Annotated in this window: 13 protein-coding genes and 1 rRNA gene; 2 read left to right on the forward strand and 12 right to left on the reverse strand. The window is 55.2% G+C overall.

The genetic code is table 11. From position 1 onward, the window contains the following. Positions 1-41 precede the first annotated feature (41 nt). From ACTHO6_RS07845 to ACTHO6_RS07870, 6 genes are all read right to left on the reverse strand, one after another. Positions 42-2,573, reverse strand: a complete 2,532-nt coding sequence (locus tag ACTHO6_RS07845; RefSeq protein ID WP_440240983.1) for an NEW3 domain-containing protein — start codon at positions 2,571-2,573, stop codon at positions 42-44. A gap of 48 nt (positions 2,574-2,621) precedes the next feature. Next, a complete protein-coding gene (locus ACTHO6_RS07850; protein ID WP_440240984.1) occupies positions 2,622-4,349 on the reverse strand; it encodes an ABC transporter permease in 1,728 nt (575 codons plus the stop codon). Between the two features lie 13 nt (positions 4,350-4,362). Next, entirely contained in the window at positions 4,363-5,439 is a 1,077-nt protein-coding gene (locus ACTHO6_RS07855; protein ID WP_440240985.1) for an ABC transporter ATP-binding protein, read from the reverse strand. A gap of 94 nt (positions 5,440-5,533) precedes the next feature. Next, positions 5,534-6,664 carry an extracellular solute-binding protein gene (locus ACTHO6_RS07860; protein WP_440240986.1) on the reverse strand — a complete coding sequence of 377 codons (1,131 nt, stop codon included), beginning with the start codon at positions 6,662-6,664 and terminating at the stop codon, positions 5,534-5,536. A 660-nt stretch (positions 6,665-7,324) separates the two neighbouring features. Then, on the reverse strand, positions 7,325-8,260 hold the full coding sequence (locus tag ACTHO6_RS07865) for an aromatic acid exporter family protein (RefSeq protein WP_440240987.1): 936 nt from the start codon (positions 8,258-8,260) through the stop codon (positions 7,325-7,327). Further along, positions 8,244-8,435, reverse strand: a complete 192-nt coding sequence (locus tag ACTHO6_RS07870; RefSeq protein ID WP_440240988.1) for a hypothetical protein — start codon at positions 8,433-8,435, stop codon at positions 8,244-8,246. The genes ACTHO6_RS07865 and ACTHO6_RS07870 overlap by 17 nt, the downstream gene beginning before the upstream one ends. Positions 8,436-8,557: 122 nt before the next feature. Here ACTHO6_RS07870 and ACTHO6_RS07875 point away from each other — a divergent pair, with 122 nt between their 5' ends. Continuing rightward, entirely contained in the window at positions 8,558-8,926 is a 369-nt protein-coding gene (locus tag ACTHO6_RS07875; RefSeq protein ID WP_440240989.1) for a hypothetical protein, read from the forward strand. 263 nt (positions 8,927-9,189) lie between these two features. Continuing rightward, a complete protein-coding gene (locus ACTHO6_RS07880) occupies positions 9,190-9,423 on the forward strand; it encodes an aspartyl-phosphate phosphatase Spo0E family protein (protein ID WP_440240990.1) in 234 nt (77 codons plus the stop codon). 93 nt (positions 9,424-9,516) lie between these two features. Here the strand turns inward: ACTHO6_RS07880 and ACTHO6_RS07885 are convergent, their stop codons facing one another. From ACTHO6_RS07885 to ACTHO6_RS07910, 6 genes are all read right to left on the reverse strand, one after another. After that, complete coding sequence (locus ACTHO6_RS07885) at positions 9,517-11,748, reverse strand: YcdB/YcdC domain-containing protein (protein ID WP_440240991.1); 2,232 nt, start codon at positions 11,746-11,748, stop codon at positions 9,517-9,519. A 121-nt stretch (positions 11,749-11,869) separates the two neighbouring features. Further along, positions 11,870-12,622, reverse strand: a complete 753-nt coding sequence (hemQ, locus tag ACTHO6_RS07890) for a hydrogen peroxide-dependent heme synthase (protein WP_440240992.1) — start codon at positions 12,620-12,622, stop codon at positions 11,870-11,872. A gap of 116 nt (positions 12,623-12,738) precedes the next feature. Then, positions 12,739-13,497 carry a glucosamine-6-phosphate deaminase gene (gene nagB / locus ACTHO6_RS07895; RefSeq protein WP_440240993.1) on the reverse strand — a complete coding sequence of 253 codons (759 nt, stop codon included), beginning with the start codon at positions 13,495-13,497 and terminating at the stop codon, positions 12,739-12,741. Positions 13,498-13,760: 263 nt separating this feature from the next. Continuing rightward, entirely contained in the window at positions 13,761-14,126 is a 366-nt protein-coding gene (locus ACTHO6_RS07900) for a YisL family protein (RefSeq protein ID WP_440240994.1), read from the reverse strand. 94 nt (positions 14,127-14,220) lie between these two features. Further along, positions 14,221-15,006 (reverse strand): DUF2161 domain-containing phosphodiesterase, encoded by a 786-nt coding sequence (locus tag ACTHO6_RS07905; RefSeq protein WP_440240995.1) that lies wholly within the window; start codon positions 15,004-15,006, stop codon positions 14,221-14,223. A gap of 137 nt (positions 15,007-15,143) precedes the next feature. After that, positions 15,144-15,324, reverse strand: a 23S ribosomal RNA gene (locus ACTHO6_RS07910); the annotation flags it as partial.

Raw genomic sequence — 15,324 nt, forward strand, 5'->3', positions numbered from 1 at the left:
AGGAAACGCACAGCCATTCGGCTAGGGGGCGCCGCTTTTTGCTACGGCTGCAAGCTGATCATATTGATGAACATGCGGATCGCTCCCGGCACGAGCGCCGGAATTTCGCGGTACCAGACCAGCGAGCTGTACGTGTACGTTCCTTTGCCGTATGGGGCGGTGAGAAAGGTGCCCGTAAACGGTTTTTCTCCCGGATCGCCGTTTGCGATCAGCTCGGTGTATTCCTTGCCCCACTCGGACGGGTTGTAGGCCGAGCGGTCCTGAATCCAGTTGTTCCAGTCTTCTTCGGTTATTTTATTCGGCGTGTTGAACAAGGCGTGATCCGGTGCGAGCATCGTCACCGGCGAATGTTCGTCCGTGACGCGCCACTGGATCAGCGGCGTGCCGATCTTGATCGGATACGGTGCCAGCTCCGGCTTCCAGTTGTCTTCCGGCTTGTGGTATTGCACGACGAGGTTGCCGCCGTTTTCCACGTATTTCAGCAAACGGGCGTTGCTCGAAATCAGCTCTGGCCGGAAGCCGTAGGCGCGGATGCCCAGCACAATCGTATCGTACTGGGAGAGGTCGCCGGATTCGATGTCTTTGGCCGTCAGGTTCGTCACATCGACGCCCAACCGGGACAAATACTGGTCGATGTTGTCAAAGCCGCTGGACACATACCCGATCTTGCGTCCCGCTGGAACCTTCAGGTCAAATGCCTGGACGTGGAGCGTCGCGGGCTGGACGAAATACGTCGTGCCGATGTGCGGGTAACGGATGACTTGCGCCCCGTGACGGCTTTCTTTGCCGCCGCCCGCCGCCACCGCTGTAAGCGTGTAAGCAGCGGGCTTGACAGACGAGGACGCTTTGATTGTAAAGGCTGCCGACTTCGTTTCTCCTTTGGCGGCAAAGGCGAGCGGCACCGCTTTCGGCTCGACGCTCCAGCCCTCCGGCGTTTCCAGGGAAATACTCGTCTGGGCTGCGCCCGGATTGTCGTTTTTCACGGTGACTTTCACCGGAATCGGCTCTTGCGGCTTCAGCGTGTTCAGCACGGTTGCGTTCGGATCGAGCGTCATGGCGAAAGCCGGAAGCACCGCGACCGCATCGGCCGGCAACACCTGGCTGCTAGCTGTCGAGCCTGCGAAGCTGTAGCTGACATCCGCCGTGATAGCCGGAGCTGCGTACGGCTGGAACAACTCGGCATGGGCAGGCACCGTTACTTCATAGGTCGTTTTCACCGTCTGGTTGGAGCCAAGCGACGGGAAGCGGGTGGGGGAAAGCGCCCTCGCCTGCCAGCCTTTCGGTACGTTCAGCGCCACTTGCACGTTGCTCACCTTGGCCTGGCCGCCGTTGTACGCGCTCACGGTGACTTTTGTCGTTTGGCCTGCGACCAGCTCATTCGTCTCCGGCTTCACTTTTGTCACGAGCGAGAGCGCTTCTGCACTCGCCTTGTTCAGCTGCGCCTGCTTTACGCCCAGGCGGTGGAGCAAATCCGTTTTGGCAGCGGCGGGAAGCGAGGACGACTCGACATCGCGCAGCGCTTTTTGCACGTGGGCGAGCATTTCGTGCGCTTCCTTGGCTACGGCGGCAAAGTTCGGGTAGGCGGTAATGACTGCTTCTGCGTCTGTTTGCAGCTGTTTCAATTCATGGGCGACTTTTTCGCCGCCGGACTGGCTGGCCGTTTCTTCGGCCAAATCGTTGAAGGTGTAGGCGATGCCTTCAAAAAAGTCGGCTTCCTTGGCCTTCGTCTGGACGATGGACTGCTCCAGCTTGTAGTAGCTGAAGCTCGGCCCCTCGTCATAGTGGCGGCCCATGCCCTGGCTCTTGTGCATGAAGCGGGACTCTTCGCCCAGTTGTACGTAGGAAGCGCCGTACATCTCGTCGTAGGCTCCGACCGGGACACTCACGGAGTAGTCTTTTTCCTGGGCGGGCACATACAGCTTTTTCACCTGCCACGGGGACAGACCTTCTTTCACCTGCTCGGGGAAAACGTCTGGATTCGCGGCATCCTTGAATGCCCGAACGGTCATGACGTTAACCGCGCGATGATGGCCATGAGTCGAAGGTTCGTTCAAAAATGCGGGAATCACGACATCGGGCCTCAGCGTGCGGATTTTGCGGATCAGTCTTTCGTAAGCGACGTCCTCGCCCCACTTTTCCAGGGTTTCGTCCGGGCTTTTGGAAAAGCCGAAGTCGAAAATGGGGTCGTCCATCTTCTCGCTGAGGTTCTCCAGACGGATGTTCGTGATGTGGGAAGCTTCCTGCAATTCGCGCGTCCGGATGATGCCCAAAGCGTTGCCCAGTTCGCTGCCAATCTCGTTTTGTCCTCCCTCGCCGCGGGTGGCAATGACACTGGATGTATCTACCCCCTTGCCGAGCAACAAATACGCCAGCACAGCACTGTGTTCGTCATCCGGATGGGCGCCGGTATTCATCGCGCTGGCAATCGTGGTGAGCGGCTTGATCGCTTTCCACAGGTCGACGACTCCCCGATCGGCGTAGGCGGTCTGCGGCCCCCACGGCATCACCAGACTGCTGGCCAGCGCAACCGCGGCTGCCAGCGGGTAAAGCTTGGCAACATTGCGTTTTCTCACTATACGTTCCTCCCTTCCTTGTTCTGCTTGATCGGGATGCCCTTCATGCTAGATCGCTGTACCGGCCTTGTCTTTGGTCAGCTTGCTAGAAAGAAACAGCACGAGGATGATGACGACGATTTGCAAAACGCCATAAGCGCAGGCCGTGCCGAATTCGAAGCTGTACATGCGCTGGAAAATGGCGACGGACAACGGCGTCGTCCGGGGAGTAAAGATCAGAATCGAAGCGACGAATTCCCCGATACACTGCACGAACGCCAGCAACGTTCCGGCGAGAATCCCGCCCAAAGCCATCGGAAACACGACCCGTCTGAAGCTGTACCACCACGAGGCGCCGAGATTGCGCGCCGCCTCCTCCACAGATGGATCCATCTGCATCAAGGTCGCCGAGGTGGAACGAAAGACGAGCGGAAGATGGCGAACAAAATACGCCAGCGGAATCATCCAAAAGGTTCCGATCAAGACTTGCCCCAGGCTGAACACTGTCGGCTCGCTGAACGCTGCGATCAGGTTCACTGCGACAACCGTCCCCGGCAAAGCCCACGGCAGCATAATCAGCACATCCAGCAGCGTTTTCCCGCGGAAGGGGAGGCGCACCATAGCGTAAGCCGCCGCCACGCCGAACAGGACAATCCCGATGGAAGCAATCGCCGACAGCTGCAAGCTGTTGACAATCGGACGCCACGTTTTGCTGTCGGTAAACAAGTCTACGTAATGCTCCAGCGTGTACTGCGGAGGCAAGATTTGCACCGTCCAGGTCCCATCCACGGAAAAGGAAATAAGCACCAGGACGAGAATGGGCAATACCAAAATCACCGTGCCGATGAAGGACAGCACAATCGTGGCGTAACGCCCGGCTTTGCTCTTGATTTCCGTCCGGTGTACGCTGACGCCTTTGCTCAGGTTTTGATAGTTGCGCACGCCCTGATACCAGCGCATGATGAGCAGAAACGCAATCGAGACGATCGACAATATCGTCGCCTGCGCCGCAGCCATGTCCAGATCGCCGTTGGTGCGGGACAAATAGATTTGCATCGTCATCGTCCGGTCGATGCCGAAGATGAGCGGTGCGGTGTACGAAGCCATGGAAATCATGAACACCAAAAGCGAGGACGCCACGATGGCAGGCGTGAGCATCGGCAACAAAATCCGGCGCCATACGGTAAAGCGATTCGCGCCCAGGCTGGCTGCCGCTTCCTCCAAAGCCGGGTCAAGCCCTTTGAGCGCAGCGGACACCGTCATAAAAAAGTAGGTGTACATCGTAAACGTATGGACGACGACTACCCCCCAGATGCCTTTGAGCGAAAACGGCACCCGAGCCAGACCGAACAACTCCTGAATCGCCCGCGGGAAGATGCCGCTTTCCCCGTAGAGGAAGGTAAAGGAAAGCACGCCGATCAACGGAGGCAACGCCATCGGGACGAGCGCCAGCACCGAGAGAATGTTTCGCCCGGGAAACTCGTACCGCTCCAATAAAAATGCCATGGTCACGCCGACGATCCCGCAGGTGATGACGCTGAGCACGGAAATGTACACACTCGTCCACAGCGCCTCCAGATTGGCAGTATGCTCGAAACTGAAGAAACGCATGTAGTTTTTCCACGTAATCTGCTCGTCGATACGGATACTGGCGACGAACGTTTCCAACAACGGATAGATGACATACGCCAACAAAATCAAAAAGAGCGGCGATACCAGCACATAGACGAAGGCAGGCGAAGCTGTGATCGGCTTTCGTCCGGCCGCTGGCGGCGCTTGCTGCCATGGTGCGCGCAAAAGCTTTTCCCCCTTATCCCGCGAAGTAGATGCTCTCCTTCGGTATGTGCAGTCGGATGGTATCGCCGCGCCGCTTGATGGGGCCTCCCAGATTGATGGACATGCTGCGCAGCTGTTCCCGCCCGACGGCCGTGACGTACTGGACGCACGCCCCGGTAAACTCAGACAGGGCGACAGTGCCTGCGACGATATTCGTCCCCTCCCGCTCGCTGCACTCCTGAACCGATTCGGGGCGGATGGACAGCGTGACCTGCTCCCCGACTGTCAGCTTGGCCTGCGGGGACGCATTTTGGGCCAGCCCGCTGAGCAGTTGGCCCGAGGAGATGCGCACTTGCACCGCCTCCTGGTCGCAGCCTACCACCGTCCCTTCCCACAAATTCGTCTCCCCGATAAACGACGCGACAAACCGGTTCACAGGACGGTGGTAGATTTCGTGCGGAGTGCCGACCTGCTGCACGTGCCCGCCTTGCATGACCATGATCCGGTCGGACATCGCCATCGCTTCGGCCTGGTCGTGGGTGACGTAAATCGTTGTAATTCCCAGCTCCAGTTGAAGCCGCTTGATCTCCAAGCGCGTCTCTTCCCGCAGCTTGGCATCCAGATTGGACAGCGGCTCATCCAGCAGCAGAATCTGCGGCTCGATGACCAGCGCCCTCGCCAGTGCCACCCGTTGCTGCTGTCCGCCGGAAAGCTGGTCGATCCGCCGCTCGCCATAGCCCTCCAGTCGGACCAGCTTCATGATCCGCTCTACGCGCTCCTTCGTCTCTGCCTGACCGACAGACCGTACCTGCAAGCCGAACGCGATATTTTCAAACACCGTCATGTGCGGGAACAGCGCATAGTTTTGGAAAACCATGCCCGTGTTGCGCTTGTGCGGAGGAACGGACGTAACCTCCCGTGCCCCGAAGCGAATTTGTCCTTCTGTCGGGTAGTAAAAGCCGGCAATCATCCGCAGGGTCGTCGTTTTGCCGCAACCACTCGGCCCGAGGAACGTAAAAAATTCCCCTGACTCGATGTGAATGTGGACGTCTTCTACTCCTTTTGCCTGGCCAAACCTTTTGTGGACGTGATCGAGTGTTACGCTGCTCATCCGGTTTCGTTTCCTCCTTCGCGGAAAATCCGGCCTGCCCGTCATACGCGACTAGACGGAAAGGAGCGCTCCTTCCCGTCTAGCCCGCTGCCGCTTACTTCTTGCCTTGACCCTTGATGTTTTCGTCCCAGTGTTGCATCCACTCTTTTTCTTTAGCGGCCATGACAGCCCAGTCAAGCTCCAGCGGCTTCAGCTCCAGGTTTTTCATGAAGTCTGGCAGATCGTCCTTGCTGATGTCGGTGCGGGCCGAGAACTGGAAGCGCTCCTTCGCCAGCAGGGAAGCTATCTCCGGGCTCATCAAAAATTCCATAAAGCTTTTCGCCGCATCCAGGTTTTTCGCCCCTTGCACAAGCGCGATTCCGTCTACGAGAATCGGCGCTCCGCTCTTCGGGTAAATGAAGTCGTACGGATGGTTGTTCTTTTTGCTCTGGATCAGGACGTCCTGCAGGTTCCACAGGGAGATCACGCCCTCTTGACGGTCAAGCTTGAGATAGAGGTTTGTCGGGTCTTGCGTGTACTCCTTGGTATTGGCATCCAGCTTCAGCAGCCAGTCGTAGCCTTTTTCCGGCGTGTCTGCGCCCTGGCGGAAAATCATCGCGGCGTAAATCGTCCGCATCGTACCGGATGGCAGGACGTTGCGGATGACGATTTTGTCCCTGTATTTCGGATCGAGCAGCTCATCCCAGTCTTGCGGCGCTTCCTCTGGCTTGAGCGCCTGCGTGTTGTACATGATGACCTCTGGCAAGAGCATCTCGCCGTACCAGCGATCCTGCGGGTCTTTGTACAAATCCGGAATCTTGTCGGCAAACGTCGGCTTGTACGGCGCAAGCAATCCTTCGTTGGCTGCCGTGCTCAGAGCGGATTGCGTGCCACCCCACCAGAAGTCGGCCTGCGGATTCGCTTTTTCCGCACGAACGCGCTCCAAAATTTGCTGGGCGCCCATCTCCAGCGTCTCCACTTCCACGTTCGGGTACTTTTCCTTGAACTTCGGCAGCACGATTTCGAAAATGTTCTTATCCCGCGCGGTGTAGATGACCAGCCTTTGCGGTTCGCCGGATGAAGACGGCGTTTCGGCTGACGGCTGCGTGCCCGCTTGGCCGCCTGCGCCGTTGTCGGCAGGCTTTGCTTCCTGTCCTCCACCTGAACACGCGGCCACCATCAGTGCCAAGGAGCCGGCGAATACGCCTTTCAGCCAAGCTTTCAGCGTGCGATTGACCTTTTTCAAAACGGAATCCCCCTCTTTGTTCTCACTCTTTGTCCGGCAGTCGTATGAACGGGAACGCCCCCAGGACACGGTGGACGGCACCGATCAGACAGGCTCTCCCCCCAGACTGGCTTTCGGCAGTTAGTTAAGTTTACTGACAAAGTTGGCGCAATTATGCCTACGCCTTGCGGATCGGCACCAATTGTGGCTGTTCTCCCAGCAAAAAAGACACTTCTACATGAAGTGTCCTGTTGCGCATCACTTATCCCTTTTTCGCCTTATCTTCCCCGTATTCAAACAACCTTCTGTCGCCCCGCTATTCTTCTCTCACCGACAGCCACACATGTCTTGTAGGTCTTCTCTCGATTTCCTTCACACTACCACATTTTGGGGAGGCAAAAAAATGGAAAGTTCCAATCGTTAGCATTAGAAAAAATAAAACCTCCATCCGTTCATCCGGAAATGGAGGTGCGCGCTAGGCTCCGCCGATTCTTGCCGAGATCGCGGCTGCCTTCTGCTTTACTTTTTCGATGAGTTGTCACACTCGCCCCCTTGCCTTGCTTTTTCCAATTTCAAACATTCAATAAAATTTGTATCAACGAATAAATATGCATTCCCAACAAAAAAAGCGGCTTCCTCCGGCTCTTTTACCTGAGGAAGCCACTGTCGCTGTGCCAAGCCCTACGTGCCCGGCTTTGCCTTTTTCACCGATGCTGCCTGTTTGTCGCCACTGTTCTTGCCCAACTCATGCTTGATGAATAAATAGGTTTCGATCTCGCGCAACAGATAGAACAGCGACGCCCTTGTCTCGAACTCCTCGCGCGTGCGCGGCAGCTCTGATTCCTTGATCTCCTGACGCATCTGGCGCAGCTGGTCGATAAAGCGGTACGCTGTGTTTCCCGGATGCACCGAAGCGCTTATTTGTTCGAGAAAGTCCGCGATCTGGTGGCTCTGCGGCACCTGCGTGTCCAGCGAAGACACGATCGGCATCATCCGCTCCAGCAGCTCGAACTGCTTCTCGCGCATGACAAAATACTGGTAGTACGAATCATCGCGACGCCCCAACCGGTTGTCGATGTCGCGCGCGGCCAGCCGTATCGCTTTTTCCAGCAGACCTGGCGCCTCGATCATCTCTTTTCCGTCCCACTCACTCTCGCCGTTGCGCAAATAGTAGCTGAACTCGCGCAAAATTTGCCGGAACAGCTGCTCCACCTGCTTTTGCATCGCGCGCAGTTCTTTGTCCAGGCTCGGCATGTACAAGTTCACGAGCAGCGCAACACCCACGCCGATGACCAGCAGACCAGCTTCGTTCAAGAGAAGCGGAAGGTCCATGCGCTCGGACGCGTACAGATGCATGAGCACGACCATGCTGCTGACGAAGCCCTCCTGAATCCCGAAGCGCACGGCCAGCGGCAAAAACAACAGAATCGCAAGCAAAATGGCCAGCGGCGAGTACCCGAAAAGATAGAACAGCGCCATCCCGATCCCCACCCCGAGGATGCTGGCCATGATCCGGTTCCACGCCGTGCGAAACGACTGCTTGACCGTCACCTGGATGCAAAGAATCGTGATGATCCCCGCCGATGCCGGATACATCAGATCAAGCTGCTGAGCCAAAAAGATCGAGATCGCCGTCCCGATCGCCGTTTTTAATGTGCGATAGCCGATTTTCAGCCTGAGAAAGCTCAGTCTTGTTCCCCTCCGCTCTGATGTCGCTTTCCTTTTCCTTTACTGTACCAAAAAGCGCCTGGGAACCAAAGACAAGACTTTGTGAAAAACGTAAACGTTGCATGAAGCGAAGCAGCTGGCAAGCGTAGTGCGCAGTCGGCAAAAGGCTGCCGCCGTCACACTTTTTTCCCGCAACCGGGGCAATTTTGGTAGTCTTCTGGAATCCCAGTCAATACCCATATATTTATGGGCAAGTACGAAGAAGCAAAGCATTACACGAATGGCTATGCTGATTTAAGCTGGTTTGAGCTTCTCGGGCAAGAGGGGAAAGCAGAAGTTGATAAACTACGAGTATGGGCACTGGCTAACTCGTATACTTTGTCTATGTCTATGGGGAATACAGAGGTTCTTTCAGATTACCTTGAATTTCTTTCTGGACATCCGAAAGAGATCCTTCCTGGTCTGGTAACGATCCTCAAATCTGCCAATGAGTTTGGCTTCCCTGTTGAACCCGTTTTCGAGCGATTTTCAAAAGACATAAAAGGATTGGGAAATGATCTGAGTGTGGTTGATAAGATTCACCATCTGGATTCGGTAGTAACGTCCATGACGTAGATGGAAAAGTCATCACAAAAAAACCTCCCGTCATCCAATACGATCATGGTGTAGGCGGATAAGAACCCTCTGCGTTTTTTGTCTTGAGGTTGAATCTTCAAACGTAAGCCCCCAGGAGCGCCTTGTAGGCGACTTTTCCTGGGGGCTACTGTTTTCTCGTCTTTCCCAATCATCCTTCTCTTCTATGCACGATTCCCAACTGCTTGTTTTTTGCAGAATACCCTATAGTAATAGATGTCCTTATATACAAAAATAGGGAGAGATTGATTATAGATACGAATAAAAGAGAAGGCGATCCTTCTTCGTGCCTGACAACCGATAATCGTCATCGCAATCAAGAAGACTTATCGGACATCATCGAGGACATGCGGGAACAACTGGTGAAACTAGCCCAAGAAAAGGGCATTTCCAACGGCAAAGTTGTAGCAGTAAGCCAACTTCTGGACGAGTATATTGTGCAGTTTCAGCTCAGAATGAGCAGAAAATCTAGTAAATGAGGATAGACTGGATACAACATGCAGCGGAACTGGGCACGCCTGAGTGCGTCCAGGTCTTTTTTCTTTGGGCGACAGGGCGATTGCTCGGGGCAGCTATTGCTCTGTCTTTTTCAACTCGTAGATCGCTTGCATCAGCTCGGCGATGTCTCCCCGCGATATGGTCCCCTCAGGCGCAAACGATGCTTTGGACTTTCCTTTCAGCAAGCCGTGAGCCGTCGCCAGCGCCACTGCCGGCACCTGCTTTTTCGGCACGTCCTGATACGGCACGGTGAAAAACTCCGGCTTCTCCAGCACATCCCCGTAGCCGAGCAGGCGGGCAACGAGATCCGCAGCATCTGCACGGGTCGCCGTCCGGTCTGGCGCAAACGTCTGGCCCGTTTTCGGAATCAGTCCGTATTGCAGCCCTTTCTGGATCGCTGCATAATACGGGTGCTTGCTGTCTACATCAGCGAAGGAGTACGGCTTCTGTTCTTCATCGTCAAAAGTCGATCGGAAGTAGCGGAACTCCACCTGGTTCGTCAAGCGGCCGATCAGCTGGACCAGCTCTCCGCGCGTCACGGCTTTATCCGGCAGAAGCTTGCCATCTTCTGCACTCAGCCAATTCATGCGCAGCGCGAACTCGATCGCCGCCTGCTGCGGATGGCCTTCGATGTCGTTCGGCTTTTGTTGTTCTTGCACCTCGGCGAAGCTCAGCCATTCGCCCGTGCCAGCAAGGACGATCCCCTGATCGCCCACATAGCGGTACACGAGAGTCGGCTCGCGCCGCTGTGGCGGCACCGGGAATGCCTCCTCCTGCGGCTGAAAATAGGTCAGCCGCAGCGTTTTTTGCTGCTGCTCTGTCTTTTTCGCAGCAGCGACGTCCACGATGTCCTTGCTCGCGGTTTTAACAAGCGGCAATACGTCCCGGTTTCTCAGCAACTCCGCTTCCCCTGTTTCCGGATTGACCTCTACCGTGAGCTGCACATGTTCAAGCGGGATACCGTCTTGCAGCCAGCCAAACGTAATCTCGTAGGGCAGCCCCCTCTCCTGCATGCGCTGGAGCGCCTCCTTGGACGGGCTTTGTTTGACCAGGTAAATGTCGCCGAGCCTGTCCGCATACAAAGTGCACACCAGCTTGAGCGCGGATGCCTCAGCTTGTTCCCAGGCTATCGCCTTTTCCCATTTTTGTTCGGATGCCCGAAATCCGGCCATCTCGTTGGCCTTGTATTCCTGCAACTCGCCGCGGTCATTGATGGTGATCTCCCTCTCCTCCTCACGCGAACCGTTTCCTTGCAGCGTGAAGCGAAACGACCAGCTGCGTACTTCGATTCCATCCGGCCCGCTGCTGGTACCTCCCCCGTTGCTGCCCTCCGAGCGATATGACCCTGGCAGCTTCTTGATATACTGCTCGGCAATTTGCTGCGCTTCTTCCTTTGAAATCAGCGGTTTTTCCTCGACTGCTTTGGCATGCGTATTTCCCAACGGCTCCATGCTCTTCGCGCTTGTTGCCGCGCCATACGCATTGAGCATTTGTCCGGTCCGCGCATCCACGAATTGCGGATCGGCCGCTTCGAATTTATACACAAGCTGGAAGGAGGACGGACGCTGCGCTCTTCCCAACGTGGACATGTCGCTGAAGAGCAAGGTAGGTGCCGCCTGCTCCGCCCACTTCTTCTCCGCTTCGGCGCTGTCGATCACACTAGCGACATCAGGCAGCTTCCCTTCGTACCACTCCCGGCTGAAGCTCGTCACTTCCCCGTTGTGGTCCACCGTAAACTGAAAGCCGTTTTCCAAAAACGGAATCTCGTTTTCCACGCGGGTAAAGGTGACAAATTCCCTTCGCCCATCAAAGAACATATACGAATGTGGATAGGGATACTCATTTGCTTTGGACAGGCGTGCCCGCTCGTCTTCTGTCGTTACCCGCTTGAGAAATTCGGTGGCCGCTTTTTCCGCTTGCTCTTTGGAGATTTTGGCTGTGCTCCCGCCGCTTTCTGTGTCCTTATACTTGGAATAGTTCAACAGTTTTCCTGATACAGCATCGACTGTAACGTACAAACTCGCTTCTTTTGTTTTTTCCCAAACCATCTGCCAAATCGGCACGCTTGTATAAGCTTCCTCTGGTTCGATATAGCGCGCCCGCAGCAGCTTGTATTCCCCTGGAACCGTCACCCATTTTTGCGCCAGCTTGAGCGCTTCTTCCTGTGTCAGCTTCTTCGTCGGCGATTGTTCGGCCGCGTAAGCAGTCGGCGCTCCGACCGCTCCCCCCTGAATCAACAGCGTGGTCAGCAGCAACGAAGACGACACGCCCATTGCCAGCCTCCACGTTTTTGCGTCTTTGAACACAGTCACCTTCTCCTCTCTTTTTTTGGACTTCCCTCCTTATTCTACCATCAATACTGGAAAATGCAGTAAAAAAAGACCTGCCCATGCGACAAACCGCACAGCAGGTCTTGGAGAGGCGTTGCTAGACTTCCAGTTTTTTCGCGAGTGTCTCCTGGTTCAGCACGTTGCCCACCAGGAAGTTGCCGAATTCGCCAAAGCGCGCGCTTACTTCGTCGAAGCGCATTTCGTACACGATATGCTTGAATTCCAACGGATCGTTGGCAAACAAGGTCACGCCCCACTCCCAATCGTCGAAGCCGATGGAGCCGCCGATGATTTGCTTCACGCGGCCTGCGTAGGAACGGCCGATCATGCCGTGGGAGCGCATCATTTCCTGGCGCTCCTGCATGCTCAGCATGTACCAGTTGTCCTGCAAATCGCGCTTTTTATTCATCGGATAGAAGCAAACATGCTCCCATTTTGGCAGGATCGGATAGAGGCGGTCGCGCACATGCGGATTCGCTTTGGGATCTTCTCCCGGATTATGTACGTAATTGCTCAGCTCCACAACGGATACATAGGAGTACGGGGCTTCTGTATAGGAAGCAAACCGGGTTTTATTGAAAGCGGTCTTGATTTCGTCGAGTTCCTGCATGGTCGGACGCAGGAACATGAACAAGAGGTCAGCCTTGTGTCCGAGGATGGAGTAGAAAGCCGTGCTGCCCTGTTTCTCGGCTTCGTTGGCTTCCCAGGTGCGGATCAGGCTGTTCAGCTCGTCCAACGCAGCGCGACGTTCGTCTGCTGAAGCCGCTCTCCACTTTTCCCAATGGATGGTGCGGAAATTATGATACGTATACCAACCTTCTAATGTAAGCAACGCTTCGTTTGCGCTCATCGAAATCAGCTCCTCTAGCAAAATCTGATCAACGTCATGACAACTCCCAGTATAGCATACGGGACAGGCATATATACGGAACAGATTGGTGAACATCAAACAAGCGACGCCGAGGGCTATCGCTTGCTTGTGCTGCTTGCGGCTGCCACGCCGAGCTGGCTTGCCGCCGCCTCATCTGCAATCACCGTCACATCGGGATGAAGCTGGAGCAAGGAAGCGGGCACATCGACTGTCGGCTCGCCCGCAAGCATCAGGCGCACGGCCTCTGCCTTTGCCTCGCCGCTCGCCAAAAGCATGACTTTTTTCGCACCGAGAATCGACTTGATCCCCATCGAGATGGCTTGCGTAGGCACTTCGTCGACGCTTGCGAAGTAGCGGGCATTCGCTTCGATCGTGCTCTGGGTCAGTTGGACCACGCGCGTCGTCGACTCTGCGGATGAGCCCGGCTCGTTAAAGCCGATATGCCCGTTGCTGCCGATTCCCAGCACCTGAATGTCGATCCCGCCCGCTTGGCGAATCGCTTCCTCGTAACGGGCGCATTCTTTTTCCAGGTCGTGCGCATCTCCTGCCGGAACGTGTGTGTTTTCTTTTGGCAGATTGATATGGCGGAACAAGTTCTCCTCCATATAGGCACGATAGCTTTGCGGATGGGTAGAGGACAGACCGACGTATTCATCCAGGTTAAAACTGCTCGCCTGGGAAAAATCAACGCCCTCCTCCTGGTGCAGCTTCACCAGTTCCCGGTACATGCCTACCGGGGTGCCGCCCGTCGCCAGCCCCAGCACGGTCTGCGGACGGTTTTTCACTTCCTGGGCGAGCCATTCCGCCGCCCTGCGGCTCATCTCCTCGTAATCCTTGACCATTACAAGCTTCAACGCCTCTCGCCTCCGTCACTCTTTTCTCTCCGGCACAGCCTTGGCCGTTCGTATCTGGTACGTAAGCGCGTTTTCCTTGTTGTGCATGGCGTTGGCCGCGAGCTTGCCGATTTTTGAACCGAAGCCTGCTATCTACTGTCAGTATATCAAATACGAAATGTTTCGCCATTTATTCGGGAGAAAGTGGGGATTTCTGTGCAAAAAAAAGCTTTCGCCCGCAAGCGCTTGCCTGCAGGAGAAAGCTCTGAGGTCCATCCCTCTTTTTACGCGAACACGCGGTAGCCAAGCATGATGACGACTACCAATACGATCAAACAGCCGATGAAAATGCCCACGCTGCCTTCCTGTCTCTTCGCCAGGCCCAGCGACCGTTCGATCAAACCGAAGGCAATGATCGCAAGCAAGCCCTTCACGTAATAATAAGCTTCGCTGGCATGGACGGTGAACAGCATCCACGCTCCGGATACCAAAATAATGACCATCATCAGTCTGAGCAACATATGTACGATTTTTGCGGCCTTTTCCTTGCCTGCACGGTACAGGAAGTAGGCTACGATCAACAGCACAATCGCGACTTCCCAGCCACCTACGTGCGACTCCAGCAACGCTTTATACGGCACAACATTCAACCCCTTTTTCCTTCATTTATACTTGTCCCAGCCATTATAACAGAAGTGTCGGAAAAAAGCAGATGCCCCGATACGTGGCAGTATTGTGACACGATTATATGCTTGTCTGATTGTCTGGGCAGAGCTGTATGCTTTCCTCTCCCGTTGAGGAAAGGTTTCCTTCTGCTATGCCGATGTAATGGGCGACAAGCTCCGGATAAGCAGCGAGCTCCTTCTCGCCTGTTGTGGTGAGAGCGTACACGCCTCGCTTGATCCGCGTGAACCAGCCATAATAATTTTTGCCCAGGATCGCTGCTGTCTTGTCAGTCGCTCCTTTGTCCTTTAAGGCCTTAGGCGCAAGCGGGCCATAGCGCTGAAGCAGCGCAGCGATCTGAATACAGCCTTGCTTGTACGCCGTCATGATCTTTGTCTGATTGCTGCCCCCCACATTGTAATCGCCGTATCGCCCCCGCATCTCCTGGAGAAGGCGCGCCCGCTTTCTTTTGTTGAACTGCTTGCTTCTTTCCCGATCAAACGGCGCAGGAGCAATGCTCAGCTCCATGACAGCGCCTTTTTTGGGAAAAGAGACGAGGATCAAGCCAAGCTCCAGTCTTCTGATGAGATAAACGACGTCTTGCCACTTTTTCGAAAACAATTTGTATTTGGGCTTAGGGATGGCGACGTACACATGGTCGGTAAAGCGCTGCCGCTTGGCGGCCTGGATGAGCAGCTCTACACTCAAGTTGCGTTTGAACTCGACGATAATCAGCTCGTCATCCTTGATCGCTGTCAAATCACAATGATGGACCTCTCCAAAGACTTCATAGCCCTGCCCGACAAAATAGTCGCGAATGGGCGCGTACATGTCCGCTTCATATCGTTTGACAGGCTTTTGCTTCATGAGCTTCTCCTTTTTCGCGGCCGTCTTCGATCGCCGATATGCAAAAAAAGCCACGCAATGGAGTTTGCACGGCTTTTTACGCAACTATTTCTTCTTTCATTCCCTGAAAACTGGATCTGCATGGTAGCCAAGCGTGTGTGGATAAGTCCTCGACCGATTAGTATTCGTCAGCTCCACGCGTTGCCGCGCTTCCACACCGAACCTATCAACCTCATCGTCTATGAGGGGTCTTACCAGCTTGCGCTGTGGGAAGTCTCATCTTGGAGGGGGCTTCACGCTTAGATGCTTTCAGCGCTTATCCCGTCCGCACATAGCTAC

The sequence above is a fragment of the Brevibacillus sp. SAFN-007a genome (genome assembly GCF_051967035.1).
Lineage (GTDB): Bacteria > Bacillota > Bacilli > Brevibacillales > Brevibacillaceae > Brevibacillus.

What these genes read in the sequence shown, in the direction of transcription:
- ACTHO6_RS07855 (WP_440240985.1), bottom strand. Translation starts at nt 5,439, where the DNA reads ATGAGCAGCGTAACACTCGATCACGTCCACAAAAGGTTTGGCCAGGCA.
- ACTHO6_RS07870 (WP_440240988.1), bottom strand. Translation starts at nt 8,435, where the DNA reads ATGCAACGTTTACGTTTTTCACAAAGTCTTGTCTTTGGTTCCCAGGCG.
- ACTHO6_RS07875 (WP_440240989.1), top strand. Translation starts at nt 8,558, where the DNA reads ATGGGCAAGTACGAAGAAGCAAAGCATTACACGAATGGCTATGCTGAT.
- hemQ (WP_440240992.1), bottom strand. Translation starts at nt 12,622, where the DNA reads ATGAGCGCAAACGAAGCGTTGCTTACATTAGAAGGTTGGTATACGTAT.
- ACTHO6_RS07905 (WP_440240995.1), bottom strand. Translation starts at nt 15,006, where the DNA reads ATGAAGCAAAAGCCTGTCAAACGATATGAAGCGGACATGTACGCGCCC.